Origin of the sequence: Streptomyces sp. CA-142005, assembly GCF_050942335.1 — a bacterium.
In the GTDB taxonomy this organism is placed as follows: Bacteria; Actinomycetota; Actinomycetes; order Streptomycetales; family Streptomycetaceae; genus Streptomyces.
In genome coordinates this window covers 6,474,445-6,490,415 of record NZ_CP192078.1, presented here as the reverse complement: position 1 = coordinate 6,490,415, position 15,971 = coordinate 6,474,445, and the positions used below count along the sequence as shown (strand labels likewise).

The following is a 15,971-nucleotide window of genomic DNA, read 5'->3' as shown; positions in this document are numbered from 1 at the left end:
CGGGACGGCGGCCGGCCTGCGCCTCACCCGGGCTACCCCTCAGCGGCCCTGCGCATCTCCCGCCGCTGCCGACCACGGAGACGGGGCACCAGCCGCCCGATGCCACAACCGATTTACGCTCAGCCGACCTGCGCGCCACGGCTGCCGACCACCCAATCGGGCGCCAGCCGACCGGTACCACCACCCAGCGAGCCGCACCTCAACCGAGCCACCCCTCAGCCCACCCACGCGTCTCTCGCCGGCGCCGACCACCCGAGCCGGCGCCAGCCGACCGGCCCCGAGTCGCGCCTCAACCGAGCCATCCCCCAGCCGACCCACGCATCCCCCACCGCTGCCGACCACCCAAGCGGGGCGCCAGCCGACCGCTGCCACAACCCAGCGAGCCGCACCTCAACCGAGCCACCCCTCAGCCCACCCACGCGTCTCTCGCCGGCGCCGACCACCCAAGCGGGCGCCAGCCGACCGGCCCCACAACCCAGCGAGCCGCACCTCAACCGAGCCGCTCCAGGCCCCGAGCCGCCCCACGCCGAGCCGCGCCTCAGCCGGCCTGTGCCTCGTCCGCGCCGTACAGCACGCGGGTGATCGACGCGTGGGTCACGCCGTGGTCCGCCAGGACCTCGCCGGCCACCCCGGGCAGGAGGGTCAGCGCGAGCAGCAGGTGCTCGTCACCGATGTGCCGGTCGTAGTGGCCGACGGCGACCCGCAGCGACCGTTCCAGGACGTTCCTGGCACCCGGGCCGAAACCCGGCCGCCGTCCCGACCACCGGCGCCGGTCCTCCGGGTCGCCGGACATGGCCCCGACGCCGTGCACCTCCTCGACCCGGGCGACGATCTCCGACACATCGATCCCCAGCCCCGCCAGCGCGTCCGAGTCGGCCCGCGACAGCCCGGCCCGCCGCCGCGCCTCGTCCAGCGCCTCCCGTACGGACGCCTTGCGCTCCCCGAGCCCCAGCGCGGCCAGCGCGAAGGAGGCACGGCCGCCCTCGCGGTCGAGAAGGGCGAGCAGCAGGTGCTCGGCGCCGACGGTCTGTTCACCGGAGCGTTCGCAGTGGACGAACGCCCCCTTCACGACCTCACGGGCGTCCTTGGTGAAGCGTTCGAACATCATTGCCTCCCGTACTTCTTGTGCACGGCCTGCCTGCTGACTCCGAGCTCCGCGGCGATCTCCTGCCACGACCAGCCCTTGTTGCGCGCACTGCGCACCTGTACCGCCTCCAGCTGCTCCAGCAGCCGGCGCAGCGCGGCCACGGCCCGCAGCCCGACCCGCGGATCACGGTCACCGGCGCGCTCGGCGAGATCGGTTGCCTCGGTCATGATGTCAACCTACGTTGACATCGCCGCTCCTGTCAACCAACGTTGACAGACACGGCGCGCAAAAGGGCGGGCCCGGACATCCGGACCCGCCCGACGGCGGCTCTCCCGAAGGACCTCAGGAGTTGGTGAGCACGATCTTCCCGAACTGCCCGCCCGAGGCGAGCCGTTCGAAGCCCTCGCGGGCGCGGTCCAGCGGCAGTTCCTCGTCGATGACGGGCCGCACCCCGGTCGCGGCGCAGAAGGAGAGCAGGTCCTCCAGCTCCTCCTTGGTGCCCATGGTGGAGCCGACGACCTTCAGCTCCAGGAAGAAGATCCGGGTCAGCTCGGCGTGCGAGGGCCGGTCCCCGCTGGTGGCACCGGAGATGACGATCGTGCCGCCGGGCCGCAGCGACTTCACCGAGTGCGACCAGGTCGCGGCGCCGACGGTCTCGATGACGGCGTCCACCCGCTGCGGCAGCCGGGCCCCCGGCTCCACCGCCTCGACGGCACCGAGCTCCAGTGCCCGCTTCCGCTTGGCCTCGTCCCGGCTGGTCGCGAAGACGCGCAGTCCCGCCGCCTTGCCGAGCACGATCGCGGCCGTGGCGACACCGCCGCCCGCGCCCTGCACGAGGACCGAGTCACCGGGCCGTACCCCGGCGTTGGTGAACAGCATCCGGTAGGCGGTCAGCCAGGCCGTCGGCAGACAGGCCGCCTCCGCGAAGGAGAGCTCCTTGGGCTTGGGCAGCACGTTCCAGGTCGGCACGGCGACCTGCTCGGCGAAGGTGCCTTGGTAGCGCTCGGTGAGGATGGAGCGCGGCTCGTTCGGGCCGACGCCGTGGCCGGTCTGGCCGATGACGGAGTGCAGGACGACCTCGTTGCCGTCCTCGTCGAGGCCGGCGGCGTCGCAGCCGAGGATCATCGGGAGCCGGTCCTCCGGGAGGCCGACGCCCCGCAGGGACCAGAGGTCGTGGTGGTTGAGGGAGGCGGCGCGCACCGAGATGGTGCTCCAGCCGGGCCGGGCCTCGGGAGCCGGACGCTCCCCCAACTCCAGGCCGTTGAGCGGCTGGTCGCGGTCGATTCGGGCGGCGTAGACAGCGAACATGCAGCCGACGATAGGTGCGCCGATCAGCCGACGGAACCGCGGGGACCTGTGACACATACCCTCTTGCACAGGGCCACCCATCCAGCGCAGGCCGACACCACGCCACCGGGGCAACCCTCCGACACCCGATTCAGGCGGGCGAACGGGCAAAAAAATGGCCCCGCCCAAACGGACGGGGCCATCGAGCGCGACCTCAGCGACGAGCGACGCCCTCGGCCCGAGCGGCCGCAGCCACCGCGGCCGTGACCGCAGGAGCGACCCGCTCATCGAACGGCGACGGAATCACATAGTCGGCGGCGAGGTCGTCCCCCACCACCGCGGCCAGCGCCTCCGCCGCAGCGATCTTCATCCCCTCGGTGATCCGAGAGGCGCGCACCTGCAGCGCGCCCGCGAAGATGCCCGGGAACGCCAGCACGTTGTTGATCTGGTTCGGGAAGTCGGACCGCCCGGTCGCGACCACGGCCGCGTACTTGTGGGCGACCTCCGGGTGCACCTCGGGGTTCGGGTTGGCCATCGCGAACACGAAGGCGCCCTCGGCCATGGAGGCCACGGCCTCCTCCGGGACCGTACCGCCGGAGACGCCGATGAAGACGTCCGCACCCGCGAGGGCGTCCTCCAGCGAGCCGCTGATGCCGGCCTTGTTGGTGAAGCCCGCGAGCTCCCGCTTGACCGGGGTCAGGTCCTCCCGGTCGGCCGACACGACGCCCTTGCGGTCGGCCACGGCCACGTCCCCGATGCCGGCCTCGACCAGCATCTTGGCGATGGCGACACCGGCCGCGCCGGCGCCCGAGATGACGGCCCGCAGCTGCCCGATCTCCCGCCCGCTGAGCCGCGCCGCGTTCCGCAGCGCCGCGAGCGTCACGACGGCCGTGCCGTGCTGGTCGTCGTGGAAGACCGGGATGTCCAGGCGCTCCTGGAGCCGGCGCTCGATCTCGAAGCATCGGGGTGCCGAGATGTCCTCCAGGTTCACTCCGCCGAAGGACGGGGCGAGCCGGACGACGGTCTCGACGATGTCGTCCACGTCGGTGCAGTCGAGCGCGATCGGAACCGCGTCGACGCCGCCGAACTGCTTGAACAGGATCGCCTTGCCCTCCATCACGGGGAGGGAGGCCTCGGGACCGATGTCCCCGAGTCCGAGCACGGCCGTACCGTCCGTCACGACGGCGACCACGGAGGACTTCCATGTGTAGTCGTTGACCAGCTCCGGCTGTTCCGCGATCGCGGTGCACACGCGAGCGACGCCGGGCGTGTACGCGAGGGAAAGGTCGTCCTTGTCGCGGACCGGCACGGTGGCCTGCACGGCCATCTTGCCGCCGCGGTGCAGCGCGAACGCCGGATCGAAGGAATCGAGGGGCTCCGCCCCGCCGTCCTGGTCCGTTTTGTCGCTGCGAGGATTGACGATCTCCGCTGCCACTTCGTTGTACCCCTTAGGTATGCATGGTTTGAGGGTCGACCACTCCTGGTGAGGGGTGGGCGGGCACCGCGTACCGCCCGATTGCTGATACGTACGGGCCATACGCGACGGGCGCGCCGCACACGCGCCCTGAGCCCCGGATGAGGGGTGTAAAGAACCTTCTTACCGGACGGACGGTGCCCAGGACGAGTCCATTAGGTGCAAGGTCACATCTCGGAACCGGAAAGCCACGGCGAAATGACACGCGGCTGACAACCACGCCCGAGCAGGTGAGAACGCCGGCAGATCGGCGCCTGCGGCGACCACATCGTGAGACACGGCGAAGATTTTCCGGCCGGAGGGCTGGATTCCCGCAGATGGTTCGGGGGGAACGACCAAGGATGTACCGGCCTGATGCGGTTCGGGGGTGACCCGTTATCCGATTTTGACATAGCCGCGCCCCTGAATGGGCTGGTCCGAATGGCAAGATGCGGTAAACCCACGAGGTCGCGACACCCGAAGGTGTGTGTTCTCGCTGACCCATCGCACCTCTTCCCATCCGCCGGAGGAACCACGATGACCGCAAGCTCCACCCGTCGTACGACCGCCGCACGCTCCCGTCTGGCAGCGGCCGGTGCGATCGCGGTCGCGGGCACCCTGCTGCTCACCGGCTGCGGTGACCAGACCAAGGACAACGACAAGGCCTCCGGCAGCGCGTCCACGGCCAGCGCCCCGCTGGCCGGCAAGCTCCCGCAGGAGATCCGGGACAAGGGCAAGATCGAGGTCGGTTCGGACATCGCGTACGCCCCGGTGGAGTTCAAGGACTCCTCCGGCAAGGCCGTCGGCCTGGACCCGGACCTCGCGGCGGCCATGGGCAAGCAGCTCGGCGTGACGCTGGAGTTCCAGAACGGCACGTTCGACGCCCTGCTCACCGGTCTGCGCTCGGGCCGCTACGACATAGCCATGTCGGCCATGACCGACAACAAGAACCGCCAGGAGGGCGTCGACCCGGACTCGGGCAAGAAGGTCGGCGAGGGCGTCGACTTCGTCGACTACCTGACCGCCGGTGTCTCCATCTACACCCGCAAGGGCGACACCCAGGGCATCAACGGCTGGTCGGACCTGTGCGGCAAGAAGATCGCCGTGGAGCGCGGCACCGTCTCGGAGGACCTGGCCAAGCAGGAGGCCAAGAAGTGTCCGGGCGGCAAGAAGCTCACCATCGAGCCCTTCGACGACGACCAGCAGTCCCAGACCCGGCTCCGCTCGGGCGGTGTGGACGCGGCCTCCTCCGACTTCCCGGTCGCCGCGTACGCGGTGAAGACCTCCGGCGGCGGCAAGGACTTCCAGATCGTCGGCCAGCAGGTCGAGGCGGCCCCGTACGGCATCGCCGTGGCCAAGAAGGACACCCAGCTGCGCGACGCGCTGCAGGCCGCGATGAACGCGATCATCAAGAACGGCGAGTACGCGAAGATCCTCAAGAAGTGGGGCGCCCAGGACGGCGCCGTCACGGAGTCCGTGATCAACGGCGGCAAGTGACCCGCACAAGCACCAGAAGCGGCCACTGAGAGGCAACACCCGTGACTGACATCGAGAAGACGGCCGGACAGGGCCCGGGGGAGAGCGCCGGGGACAACCCCGTTCCCCCGGCCGGCCCGGAGGCCATCCGGGCCATCCCGGTCCGGCACTACGGGCGGTACGTCTCCGCCCTCATCGCCATCGCGCTCCTCGTGGCGATCGTCTACGCCTTCGGCCAGGGCGACATCAACTGGCAGGCGGTGCCGGACTACTTCTTCGACCACCGGATCATGACCGGTGTCTACAAGACCCTCATGCTGACGGTCCTGTCGATGCTGATCGGCATCGTCGGCGGCATCGTCCTCGCGGTGATGCGGCTGTCGAAGAACCCGGTGACCTCGTCCATCGCCTGGTTCTACATCTGGTTCTTCCGCGGCACCCCGGTCCTGGTCCAGCTGTTCCTGTGGTTCAACCTGGGCCTGGTCTTCCACTACATCAACCTGATGCCGCTCTACAAGGACGAGTGGTCGAACTTCATGACGCCGCTGCTGACGGCGCTGCTCGGCCTGGGTCTGAACGAGGCGGCGTACATGGCCGAGATCTGCCGGGCGGGTCTGCTCGCGGTGGACGAGGGCCAGACCGAGGCGGCCCACGCGCTGGGCATGAGCCACGGCAAGACCCTGCGCCGGGTGATCATCCCGCAGGCGATGCGCGTCATCGTGCCGCCGACGGGCAACGAGGTCATCAACATGCTGAAGACGACCTCGCTCGTGGCGGCCGTGCAGTTCCCCGAGCTGTTCCGCTACGCCCAGGACATCGGCCAGAACTCCGGCGCCCCGGTGGAGATGTACTTCCTCGCCGCGGCCTGGTACCTGATCATGACTTCGGTGCTGAGCGTCGGCCAGTACTACATCGAGCGCTACTACGCCCGTGGTTCCAGCCGCAGCCTCCCGCCGACCCCGTGGCAGAAGGTCAAGGGACACCTGACGACCTTCTCGAGCAGGAAGGTCACGGCATGACCGACAAGCTCAGCAAGACGCAGGACACCGCGCCCAAGAGCACGGTCCCGATGGTCAGGGCGCAGGGCGTGCACAAGTCCTTCGGTCATGTCGAGGTGCTCAAGGGCATCGACCTGGAGGTGAAGCCGGGCGAGGTGTTCTGCCTGATCGGCCCCTCCGGCTCCGGCAAGTCGACGTTCCTGCGCTGCATCAACCATCTGGAGAAGATCAACGCCGGCCGGCTGTACGTCGACGGCGAGCTGGTCGGCTACCGCCAGAAGGGCGACAAGCTGTACGAGCTGAAGGACGGCGAGGTCGCGCGCAAGCGCCGGGACATCGGCATGGTCTTCCAGCGCTTCAACCTGTTCCCGCACATGACGGCGCTGGAGAACGTCATGGAGGCGCCGGTGCAGGTCAAGGGCGTGGGCAAGGTGCAGGCCCGGGAGCGGGCCATGCAGTTGCTGGAGCGCGTGGGCCTGGCCGACCGGGCCGGGCACTACCCCTCGCAGCTCTCCGGCGGCCAGCAGCAGCGGGTGGCGATCGCCCGGGCCCTCGCCATGGACCCGAAGCTGATGCTGTTCGACGAGCCGACCTCGGCCCTGGACCCGGAGCTGGTCGGTGACGTCCTGGACGTCATGCGGGACCTCGCCGAGTCCGGTATGACCATGGTCGTCGTCACCCACGAGATGGGCTTCGCCCGCGAGGTGGGTGACAGCCTGGTGTTCATGGACGAGGGCGTCGTGGTCGAATCGGGCCATCCTCGCGACGTCCTGACGAACCCTCAGCACGAGCGGACGCAGGCGTTCCTGTCCAAGGTGCTGTAGCGGTACGCACGGCAAAGGGGCGGTACGGGATCCTCGTACCGCCCCTTTTCGTGTGCCCTCTTCGGGTTCCCGGCCACGACGGCTGCGCCGCTACGGCAGCAGCTGCGGCCTCAGCGCCAGTTCGCGCAGCTGCGCCCGGGTCAACGGGAACGTCTTGAGCACCGGGCCCTGCGAGCCCTGGCCCAGAAAGCCCGTCCAGTCACGGACGAAGAGCACGCTGCCGTCCTTCCGCAGCAGCCGCGCCTCAAGTTCGGCGCCGTAGTACGACGGCTGGATGAGCTTCTGGGCGGGGGTGAGCCAGATGGACAGCAGGCCGCCGGGCACCTTCTCGTTGGTGCACTTCAGCACCGGCGGTGTCACGTTGCCGATCTTGCAGGGGTCCCGGTCGGCCCGCTTGGCCTGCACCGCCTTTGCCGTCATCACGCCCACGGTGACGTACCCGACCCCGTCTTTGCGGGCGATGGCGTAGTCACCGTCGTACGGCCCCACGTCCTTGAGCAGCGGCGCCTTCGGCAGCCCCTTGATGAGCCGCAGCAGCGAGACCTCCCGGACCTTGCCGACGTCCCGGGGCAGCAGCTTGGCGAACCCCGCCGCACCGCCGCCGAACTCCCCGGCGGTGGGCGAGGCGGCCACGCTCTGCCCGTTCCCGCCGGGCAGCACGCCGGAGCCGAGGGCGACGCCCCCCGCGACCACCGCCGCCAGGGCACCGGTCACCGCCGCGCGCCGCCGCCGGCGCAGCCGGGAGGCCCGTGCGAACACGGCCTCACTCCCCCGGCTCTCCGGTACGGGTACGGTGGCGGCCGCCTTCCACAGCAGTTCCCGCACGACTTCGTTCTCGCTCATACGTATTCCTCCCGCACCGCGGCCTTCAGCGCCGCCAGTCCCCTCGCCGTGTGGCTCTTGACCGTGCTCTCCCGCATCCCGAGCAGCTCGGCGGTGGCGGCCACGCTGAGGTCCTCCCAGTAGCGCAGCACGAGCACCGCCCGCTGTTTGGGCGCGAGTCCCGCGAGAGCGGCCCGGACCATCAGACCGGTGTCGTTGTCCACCGGCCGGCCCGGCAGGTCGGGCAGTTCGCCGTAGGCCTGTTCGCGCCGCCAGAACCGGCGGCGGGCCGAGATGAAGGTGTTGACCAGCGTCTTGCGCGCATACGCGTCGAGGTTCTCCAGACGCCCGTGCCGGCGCGCGCCGAGCACGACCCTCACGAGCGTCGTCTGGACGAGGTCCTCGGCCTCGTCGCGGTTGCCGCACAGCAGATAGGCGCTGTGGAACAGCGCCGTGCGTCTGCCCTCGACGAAGGCGTGCAGAGTCGCTTCCGCGCCCCGCGTCATCCCTCCCCCTTTCCGCCGGTCCACCGGATACGGACCGTCTCACCCGTACCAGTGCGGTGGGAGTCCCCCGGGGACGCAGCGGAGGCGGTACGAATGTCCGTACCGCCTCCGTTTCCCGCTGTCCCGCTGTCCCGCTCGCCTCCGCCGCGTACCGGCCGCTACTTGAGGGCGAGCAGCAGCGTGTCCGACGGCGAGCACCACACCGGCCGGGCCTCGCCGAAGCCCTGTGCCAGCAGAGTGCGGGCGTGCCAGGCGGCCGAGGGCGTGTCGCCGTCCGCGTGCTCGCCGTAGATCTCGAAGCGGCGGGCGGTCGGTTCGGCGAGGACCGGGTCCTCGGCCGCGAGCTGCCACCATTCGGCCCAGTCCAGGGCACCGTCCCGTTTGGCCTGATCCATACGGGTGTGGCGCCGGGCGCGCTCGGCGGCGTTGATCCGGGGCGTGCTGTCGTCGATCATGTGGTCCGCGTTCATGAAGACACCGCCGTCGCGGACCAGCTCCGCGACCTGACCGTAGAGGGCCGCGAGGGGTTCGCTGTGCAGCCAGTGCAGGGCCGTCGCGGTCAGGACGGCGTCGTAGGAGTCGTACGGCAGCCTCGCCGGCCAGTGCGGGTCCTTGAGGTCGGCCGCGACGAAGGTGACCCTGTCGTCGCCCTCGAAGGTGCCGCGCGCGATGGCGAGCAGGGCCGGGTCGAGGTCGACGCCGGTGCTGGTGGCCGCCGGGAACCGGCGCAGCAGCCGGGCGGTGATGCTGCCGGTGCCGCAGGCCAGGTCGAGGACCCGCGGGGCGGTGCCGACCAGCGCCTCGACCATGTCGAGCATGATCCGGAAGCGTTCCTCGCGGTCCGGCATGTACCACTCCTGCTGCCGGTCCCAGCTCTCCTGCCACGCGGCCCAGTCGGTGCCCGTGCTCGTAGTCATGAAGCCCGTCCCCCTTGTCTGCGTAATACCCTGGAAGTACGACCGGCTGTTACCCGACCGCAGACACGACCATAAAGCGCCCTCGTAAGGACTACAAGTGGAACTGGCCTATTACTCGGATTACGCCGTCCGTCTCGTCAACAGCGAGGAGCCGGCCCGGGGCAAGGACTCGCTGACCTCGGTCGAGGCCGTCCGCGACCTCTTCGGCGCCAACGCGTCGGCGGCCCGCCGCGCCACCGACGCCGATGTCACACGCTTCCGCTCGGTGCGGGCGCGGCTGCGCGCGGTCTTCGAGGCGGCCGACTCGGGCGACGAGACGCTGGCCGTGGACCTGCTGAACTCACTGCTGCTGGAGTTCCCGGTGTCGCCGCAGATCTCCGGCCACGACTACCGCGACGAGGACGGCCGTCCGCTGTGGCACATGCACCTGGCCGACCACCCGTCGAACGCGACCGCGGGCTACGCGGCGATCGCCGCGATGGGTCTGGCCTTCCACCTCACCGAGTACGGCGTGGACCGCCTGGGCCTGTGCGAAGCGGCCCCCTGCCGCAACGCCTACCTGGACACCTCCACCAACCGCTCCCGGCGCTACTGCTCCGACCGCTGCGCGACCCGCGCGAACGTGGCCGCCTACCGGGCCCGCAAGCGCCTGGAGGCCGACCGGTCGGGCAGCAGCGGCCTCGCCGCGGAGAACGCCCAGCGCACCAGCGTCAGCGGCGAACGCTGACCGGAGGGGAACGGCCGGTACCGGAAGCGGGCGCGCCCGAGGATGAGCTCATCGGGTACGACGCCGTAGTCCGTGCTGTCCCCGCCCGCGTACGGGTTGTCGCCCAGCACCCACCAGCCGCCGTCGCGCCGCTCCACGGCACGCTTGACGACGAGCAGGTCCTGCTGGAACGGATGCCGCAGCACGACGACGTCCCCCGTCCGGACCGGCGCGCCGTACTGCACCAGCAGCCGGTCCCCGTGCAGGAGGGTGGGCACCATGGACGGCCCGGTCACTTCCGCCACTCCGAAGGGCGCCACGGCCCTCCCCCGCTCGGTCTCCTGCGACAGCTCCGGCATCCCCGGCACCTCCCGGTCCGTTCCTCCACCAGTCTCAGTCTGACCCTGGACTTTTGTCCTAAGCCCTAGGGGGCACCCGAGAAATCGCCTTGCTCAGGGAGTAATGTCGCACCTGAGAAGACGATCACGAGGAAGGAATGCTCCATGCTTTCCCGCCTGTTTGCCCCCAAGGTCAAGGTCAGCGCCCACTGCGACCTGCCCTGCGGCGTGTACGACCCGGCCCAGGCCCGCATCGAGGCGGAGTCGGTGAAGGCCATCCAGGACAAGATGGCCGGCAACGACGACCCCCACTACCAGGCGCGTGCCACCGTCATCAAGGAGCAGCGCGCGGAGCTCGCGAAGCACCACGTCTCCGTGCTCTGGAGCGACTACTTCAAGGCCCCGCACTTCGAGAAGTACCCGGAGCTGCACCAGCTGGTCAACGACACCCTGAAGGCCCTCTCGGCCGCCAAGGCGTCCACCGACCCGGCGACGGGCCAGAAGGCGCTGGACTACATCGCCCAGATCGACAAGATCTTCTGGGAGACCAAGAAGGCCTGAGGCTTTCTCCCCCACGCGAAAGGGGCCCGGTCGGTTGCTCCGACCGGGCCCCTTGCCTGGGTGCGGACGGGGTGGCAGCCGAGGCCGCCGGGGGCGTGCTACACCGTGAGCCAGGCCGCCTGGTCGGGGGCCAAGTGGCCGTTCTCCACGGGGCCGCTGGTCAGCAGGACCGCGGTGTGGTCGGGGAGGGGGTACGGCTCGGTGGAGAGGTTGACCACGCAGACGAAGCCGGGGTCGCGGCGGAAGGCGAGGACTCCGGTGGGGGCGTCCAGCCAGGTGAGGGTGCCGTCGCCGAGGGCGGGGTGCTCGCGGCGGCGGAGCAGCGCGGCGCGGTAGAGCTCCAGCATGGAGGTCTCGTCGCCGGTCTGCGCCTCGACGGTGTACGCGGCCCAGTCCGCGGGCTGCGGCAGCCAGGGCGCGGCGGAGGCGTCCCCGGGGCTGAAGCCGTACGGTGTGCTCCGCCCGGACCAGGGGATCGGCACCCGGCAGCCGTCGCGGCCGCGGTCGGTGTGGCCGGAGCGTTCCCAGACGGGGTCCTGCAGCACCGCCTCGGGCAGGTCCTCGACCTCCGGCAGGCCGAGTTCCTCGCCCTGGTAGATGTAGGCGCCGCCGGGCAGGGCGAGCATGAGGAGGGCGGCGGCCCGGGCGCGGCGGGTGCCCAGTTCCAGGTCGAGGGGGCCTTCGGGTTCGTAGCGCTCGTTGGCCACCCAGCGCTTGGTCGCCCTGCGGCCGTACCGGCTGGCGTGGCGCATGACGTCGTGGTTGGAGAGCACCCAGGTGGCGGGCGCGCCGACCGCGCCGAGCATGGCGAGCGAGTCGTCGATGACCGTGCGCAGGTCCTTCGGGTCCCAACTGGACATCAGGAAGTCGAAGTTGAACGCGGTGTGCAGGCCGTCGGCGCGGACGTAGGCGGCCAGCCGCTCGGGGGTGTCGGCCCAGGCCTCGGCGACGAAGCACCGGTCGCCGGGGAACTCGTCGGCCACCTTGCGCCAGGCGCGGTAGACGTCGTGGACCTCGTCGCGGTCCCAGTGCGGGTGGTCGAGGTGGAGCCGGCGCCGGTCGGCCCCGGCCGGGCGCGGCGGCAGGTCGGGCAGTTCGGGGTGCTTGATCAGTCCGTGCGCCACGTCGATACGGAAGCCGTCCACGCCCCGCGCGAACCAGAAGCGCAGGATCGACTCGAACTCGGCCCGCACCTCGGGGTGTTGCCAGTTCAGGTCGGGCTGCTGGGGGGCGAAGAGGTGCAGGTACCACTCCCCGTCCGGCAGCCGGGTCCAGGCCGGGCCGCCGAAGGAGGACACCCAGTCGTTGGGCGGCAGGTCGCCGTCGGTGCCGCGGCCGGGGCGGAAGACGTAGCGCTCGCGCTCCGGGCTGCCCGGGCCGGCCGCCAACGCCGCCTGGAACCAGGCGTGCTGGTCGGAGGTGTGGTTGGGCACCATGTCGGGGATGATACGGATCCCGTGCCGGTGGGCTTCCTCGATGAGCTGCTCGGCCTCGGCGACGGTGCCGAACAGCGGGTCGATCGCGCGGTAGTCGGCCACGTCGTAACCGTGGTCCGCCTGCGGCGACTTGTACCACGGGTTGATCCAGAGGGCGTCCACTCCCAGCGACTTCAGGTACGGCAGGCGGGAGCGGATGCCGGCGATGTCACCGATGCCGTCACCGTTCCCGTCGGCGAAGCTGCGTATGTAGACCTGGTAGATGACGGCGCTGCGCCACCAGGGTGCGGTACCGGGCATCAGGTGTGGTGCTCCTTAGACGAGGGGTTCACTTCGCGGCACCGGCCGTCAGGCCGGCGACGATGCGGCGCTGGAAGAGCAGCACCATGACCACCAGCGGGATCGTGACGAGGACGCCCGCGGCCATCTGGCTGCCGAACGGGGTCTCGTACGTCGTGGCGCCGGTGAACTTGGAGATGGCGACCGGTGCGGTCTGCATGTTCGGGCGGTTGGTCATCGACAGGGCGATGAGGAACTCGTTCCAGGCGGCGATGAAGGTGATGATCGCGGTGGTGAAGATGCCGGGCGCGGCGAGCGGGATGATGACCTTGCGGAACGCCTGGCCGCGGGTGCAGCCGTCGACCATGGCGGCGTGCTCCAGCTCGTCCGGCATCTGCCGGAAGAACGTGGTCAGGTTCCACACCGCCAGCGGCAGCGTGAAGGACATGCTCGGCACGATCATGGACTGGTAGGTGTTGATCCAGCCGAAGTCCGTGAACAGCTTCAGCAGCGGGACCACGATCGACACCACCGGGAACATCGAGGTGGCGATGATCAGGGTGAGGATCAGCCGCTTGAACCGGAACTCCAGCCGGGCCATCGCGTAGGCGGTGAACGTGGCCAGCGCCAGCGCCAGCACGGTGGTGGTGCCGGCCACGACCAGGCTGTTGAGCAGCGCCCGGGTGAACCCCTGGGAGGCGCCGAACAGCGACCGGTAGTTCGCGAAGGACACCGGGGACGGGACGGGCGAGGTGTCGAAGATGTCGCTGGTGCGGCGCAGGCTGGAGACCAGCATCCAGTAGAACGGGGCCAGGCAGTAGGCCACCACCGCGGCGACCCCCACGTACAGCAGCCGGCCGCGCCATTTCGCCGTGGTCGTCATGCCGTCACCTCCGCGCGGCGTGCGAACACGAGCCCGCCTCTCCTGCGACGGCTGCCGCCGGTGTCGCCGACGAGATCGGCGCCGAGCAGCCGTACGAAGGCGAGCGCGATGAGGAAGACGTACAGGAAGAGCAGGACCGCGTAGGCGGAGGCGGGCCCGAAGCGGACGTTGGACGCCTCGTTCTGCGCCAGCATGGACAGGGTTTCCACCGAGTTCTTCTGCGCGCCGATGAGGATGTAGGGCAGGTCGAACATCCGCAGCGCGTCCATGCAGCGGAACAGCATCGCCACCAGCAGGGCGGGCTTCACCAGCGGCAGCGTGATGTGCCAGAACCGGCGCAGCGCCCGGGCCCCGTCGATGCGGGCCGCCTCGTAGACCTCGTTCGGGATCACCTGCAGTCCGGCCAGGACCAGCAGCCCGATGAACGGGGCGGTCTTCCACACCTCGGCGACGATGACCGCGACCTTGGCGTGGAAGCCCTCGGTGGTCCACAGGATCTGGTGGCCGATCAGGGCGTTGGCGATGCCGTCGCTGTTGAAGATCCACCGCCACAGCAGGCCGGAGATGGCCGTGGGCACCGCCCAGGGGATGAGGATGCTCGCCCGGACCAGGGCCCGGCCGCTGAACGCACGGTGCATGATCAGGGCCATGGCCACACCGATCACCGTCTCCAGACCGACGGTGACGACGGTGAAGAAGGTGGTGTTCCAGAAGGCGTTCCAGAACCGGTCCCCGGCCGCGCCGAAGATGTCGGCGTAGTTCCTCAGCCCGACGAACGGCTCGGTGCTGCGGATGAAGCCGGTGCTCGGGTCCAGCCCCTTCGCCCCGTACAGCGACTCCCGCAGCGCCATCACCGTCGGGTACAGCACGACGATCGTCAGGACGAGCAGCGTCGGGGACACCAGCAGGGCCGCCATCCGCCCGGCACCGGCCGTGGCGCGGGCCCGGGAGCGGGACCGCAGGGCCTTCACCGGTGTACGGGACGGGGGGTGGGACTCGTCGGCGGCGGGTCCGGACGGGATCTCGATGTCGGTCATGGCCCCGCCCCTCACTGCGCCGTGGCCTTGAGCAGCTCCCGCTGCAGGTCCTTCAGCGCCTGGGCGCTGCTCTTGGTGCCGGTCAGCGCCGCGTACGCCTCCTGCTGGACCGCCGAGGTGACATCGCCGTACTGGACGACGCGCGGGCGCGGCACGGCGCGCAGGATCGACTGCTTGAGGACCGGAAGGTACGGATACTGCCGGGACAGTGACGGGTCGTCGTACAGGGCCGCGTACGGCGGGGCGAGGGAGGCCTTCTCCAGGAAGGTCTTCGCGGTGGTCTCGCCGCTGTAGAACTTCATGAAGTCCAGGGCCGTGGCCTTGTTCTTGGCGAAGGACGACAGGGCCAGGTTGTGACCGCCCAGGCTGGAGGCGCCGGGTCCGTTCAGGCCGGGCAGCGGCGCGACGGCGTACTTGCCGGCCACCTCGCTCTTGCCGGCGAGCGCGTACATGTACGGCCAGTTGCGCAGGAAGACCAGCTTGCCGGCCTGGAACGCCTGCCGGCCGTCCTCCTCCTGGTAGGTGATCCCCGCCTTGGGTATCGTCCCGTCCCGGAAGGAGCCGGCGAGGAAGTCCAGTCCCTTCGCCGCCTCGGGGGTGTCGACGTCGGGCTTGCCGTTCGCGTCGGTGACGGAACCGCCGGCGGAGTTCACGGCCTCGGAGAAGTTCACCGTCAGGCCCTCGTACTTCTGGAACTGCCCGGCGTAGCAGGACATGCCCTTGGCCTCGGGCAGCTTCTTCACCTTGGCGCAGTCGGTCTTCATCTCCGCCCAGGTCGTCGGGGGCTTGGTGACTCCGGCGTGCTTGAGCAGGTCGGTGCGGTAGTACAGCAGTCCGCCGTCGGAACTGGCCGGGGCCGCGTACAGACCGCCGCGGTACTTGGCCGTCTCCACCACCGGCTTGAGCATCTTGTCCAGCGGGAAGCTCCCCTCCGGCAGCCTGTCGATCCACTGGTGGGCGGCGAACTCCGACGTCCACACGACGTCCAGGGAGAGCACCGTGTAGGCGTCGGACTTCGTCTCCGCGTTCTGGATCATCTGCTGGCGCTGCGCGTCGGCGTCCGTCGGCAGCTGGATGAAGGTGACCTTCTCCTTGGGGTGCAGCTTGTTCCACTGGTCGAGGACCGGCTGGACCGCGCCGGTGGTGTCCTTGCCGGCCACGTAGGTGATGGGGCCGCGGCCGGTGAAGGAGGTGGACCCGGACTTCCCCGCGCCACCGCCGTCGTCGGACGAGCCGCAGGCGGCGAGGAGGAGCCCGGCGGCGGCGAGCGCGGCCGAGCATCGAAGGGCTCTGGCGGTTGTGGTCTTCACTGTCTCTCCTGGTCGTGCGGAACCTGAGGCGACTCTGTTGCGAGACTGCGT

17 protein-coding genes are annotated in these 15,971 nt (G+C 70.1%); 5 read left to right on the top strand and 12 right to left on the bottom strand.

Going from position 1 to position 15,971, the window contains the following annotated elements:
• Nucleotides 1-538 precede the first annotated feature (538 nt).
• From ACQPXS_RS30450 to ACQPXS_RS30435, 4 genes are all read right to left on the bottom strand, one after another.
• A complete protein-coding gene (locus ACQPXS_RS30450) occupies nt 539-1,105 on the bottom strand; it encodes a Clp protease N-terminal domain-containing protein (protein WP_433456018.1) in 567 nt (188 codons plus the stop codon).
• Complete coding sequence (locus ACQPXS_RS30445; RefSeq protein WP_351799620.1) at nt 1,105-1,314, bottom strand: helix-turn-helix domain-containing protein; 210 nt, start codon at nt 1,312-1,314, stop codon at nt 1,105-1,107. Before ACQPXS_RS30445 ends, ACQPXS_RS30450 begins: the two co-directional genes overlap by 1 nt.
• Nucleotides 1,315-1,429: 115 nt before the next feature.
• Entirely contained in the window at nt 1,430-2,395 is a 966-nt protein-coding gene (locus tag ACQPXS_RS30440) for a zinc-binding dehydrogenase (protein ID WP_433452442.1), read from the bottom strand.
• A gap of 193 nt (nt 2,396-2,588) precedes the next feature.
• Nucleotides 2,589-3,809: an NAD(P)-dependent malic enzyme gene (locus ACQPXS_RS30435; RefSeq protein ID WP_433452441.1), complete on the bottom strand. Its 1,221-nt coding sequence runs from the start codon at nt 3,807-3,809 to the stop codon at nt 2,589-2,591.
• A gap of 555 nt (nt 3,810-4,364) precedes the next feature.
• Between ACQPXS_RS30435 and ACQPXS_RS30430 the strand changes: the two genes are divergently transcribed.
• Genes ACQPXS_RS30430 through ACQPXS_RS30420 form a run of 3 tightly spaced genes read left to right on the top strand, consistent with a single transcriptional unit; the run spans nt 4,365 to nt 7,125 of the window.
• Nucleotides 4,365-5,324, top strand: a complete 960-nt coding sequence (locus ACQPXS_RS30430) for an ABC transporter substrate-binding protein (RefSeq protein WP_356312857.1) — start codon at nt 4,365-4,367, stop codon at nt 5,322-5,324.
• 41 nt (nt 5,325-5,365) lie between these two features.
• Nucleotides 5,366-6,322 (top strand): amino acid ABC transporter permease, encoded by a 957-nt coding sequence (locus ACQPXS_RS30425; protein WP_390680510.1) that lies wholly within the window; start codon nt 5,366-5,368, stop codon nt 6,320-6,322.
• A 50-nt stretch (nt 6,323-6,372) separates the two neighbouring features.
• A complete protein-coding gene (locus tag ACQPXS_RS30420) occupies nt 6,373-7,125 on the top strand; it encodes an amino acid ABC transporter ATP-binding protein (RefSeq protein ID WP_351800202.1) in 753 nt (250 codons plus the stop codon).
• A gap of 90 nt (nt 7,126-7,215) precedes the next feature.
• Here ACQPXS_RS30420 and ACQPXS_RS30415 read toward each other — a convergent pair whose 3' ends face one another.
• The 3 genes from ACQPXS_RS30415 to ACQPXS_RS30405 all read right to left on the bottom strand — a co-directional run bounded on the left by ACQPXS_RS30415 (nt 7,216) and on the right by ACQPXS_RS30405 (nt 9,370).
• Nucleotides 7,216-7,968 carry a hypothetical protein gene (locus tag ACQPXS_RS30415; protein WP_433452439.1) on the bottom strand — a complete coding sequence of 251 codons (753 nt, stop codon included), beginning with the start codon at nt 7,966-7,968 and terminating at the stop codon, nt 7,216-7,218.
• Nucleotides 7,965-8,453 (bottom strand): SigE family RNA polymerase sigma factor, encoded by a 489-nt coding sequence (locus ACQPXS_RS30410; RefSeq protein ID WP_356312861.1) that lies wholly within the window; start codon nt 8,451-8,453, stop codon nt 7,965-7,967. The genes ACQPXS_RS30415 and ACQPXS_RS30410 overlap by 4 nt, the downstream gene beginning before the upstream one ends.
• A 158-nt stretch (nt 8,454-8,611) precedes the next feature.
• The gene (locus ACQPXS_RS30405) at nt 8,612-9,370 is read right to left on the bottom strand and encodes a class I SAM-dependent methyltransferase (protein ID WP_433452437.1); all 759 of its coding nucleotides are present in this window, start codon (nt 9,368-9,370) and stop codon (nt 8,612-8,614) included.
• Between the two features lie 97 nt (nt 9,371-9,467).
• Between ACQPXS_RS30405 and ACQPXS_RS30400 the strand changes: the two genes are divergently transcribed.
• Complete coding sequence (locus ACQPXS_RS30400; protein ID WP_356312863.1) at nt 9,468-10,097, top strand: CGNR zinc finger domain-containing protein; 630 nt, start codon at nt 9,468-9,470, stop codon at nt 10,095-10,097.
• On the opposite strand, the gene sodX is transcribed toward ACQPXS_RS30400, so the two are convergent.
• Nucleotides 10,001-10,435: a nickel-type superoxide dismutase maturation protease gene (gene sodX, locus ACQPXS_RS30395; protein ID WP_433452435.1), complete on the bottom strand. Its 435-nt coding sequence runs from the start codon at nt 10,433-10,435 to the stop codon at nt 10,001-10,003. The genes ACQPXS_RS30400 and sodX overlap by 97 nt on opposite strands.
• Before the next feature lie 144 nt (nt 10,436-10,579).
• Between sodX and sodN the strand changes: the two genes are divergently transcribed.
• Nucleotides 10,580-10,975 (top strand): superoxide dismutase, Ni, encoded by a 396-nt coding sequence (gene sodN / locus ACQPXS_RS30390; protein WP_351613554.1) that lies wholly within the window; start codon nt 10,580-10,582, stop codon nt 10,973-10,975.
• A gap of 98 nt (nt 10,976-11,073) precedes the next feature.
• Here the strand turns inward: sodN and ACQPXS_RS30385 are convergent, their stop codons facing one another.
• Genes ACQPXS_RS30385 through ACQPXS_RS30370 form a run of 4 tightly spaced genes read right to left on the bottom strand, consistent with a single transcriptional unit; the run spans nt 11,074 to nt 15,920 of the window.
• The gene (locus ACQPXS_RS30385; RefSeq protein WP_433452433.1) at nt 11,074-12,711 is read right to left on the bottom strand and encodes a glycoside hydrolase family 13 protein; all 1,638 of its coding nucleotides are present in this window, start codon (nt 12,709-12,711) and stop codon (nt 11,074-11,076) included.
• A gap of 28 nt (nt 12,712-12,739) precedes the next feature.
• Nucleotides 12,740-13,573 (bottom strand): carbohydrate ABC transporter permease, encoded by an 834-nt coding sequence (locus ACQPXS_RS30380; RefSeq protein WP_433452432.1) that lies wholly within the window; start codon nt 13,571-13,573, stop codon nt 12,740-12,742.
• Nucleotides 13,570-14,610: a carbohydrate ABC transporter permease gene (locus ACQPXS_RS30375; protein WP_433452431.1), complete on the bottom strand. Its 1,041-nt coding sequence runs from the start codon at nt 14,608-14,610 to the stop codon at nt 13,570-13,572. Before ACQPXS_RS30375 ends, ACQPXS_RS30380 begins: the two co-directional genes overlap by 4 nt.
• A gap of 11 nt (nt 14,611-14,621) precedes the next feature.
• The gene (locus ACQPXS_RS30370) at nt 14,622-15,920 is read right to left on the bottom strand and encodes an ABC transporter substrate-binding protein (protein WP_433452430.1); all 1,299 of its coding nucleotides are present in this window, start codon (nt 15,918-15,920) and stop codon (nt 14,622-14,624) included.
• Nucleotides 15,921-15,971 lie beyond the last annotated feature (51 nt).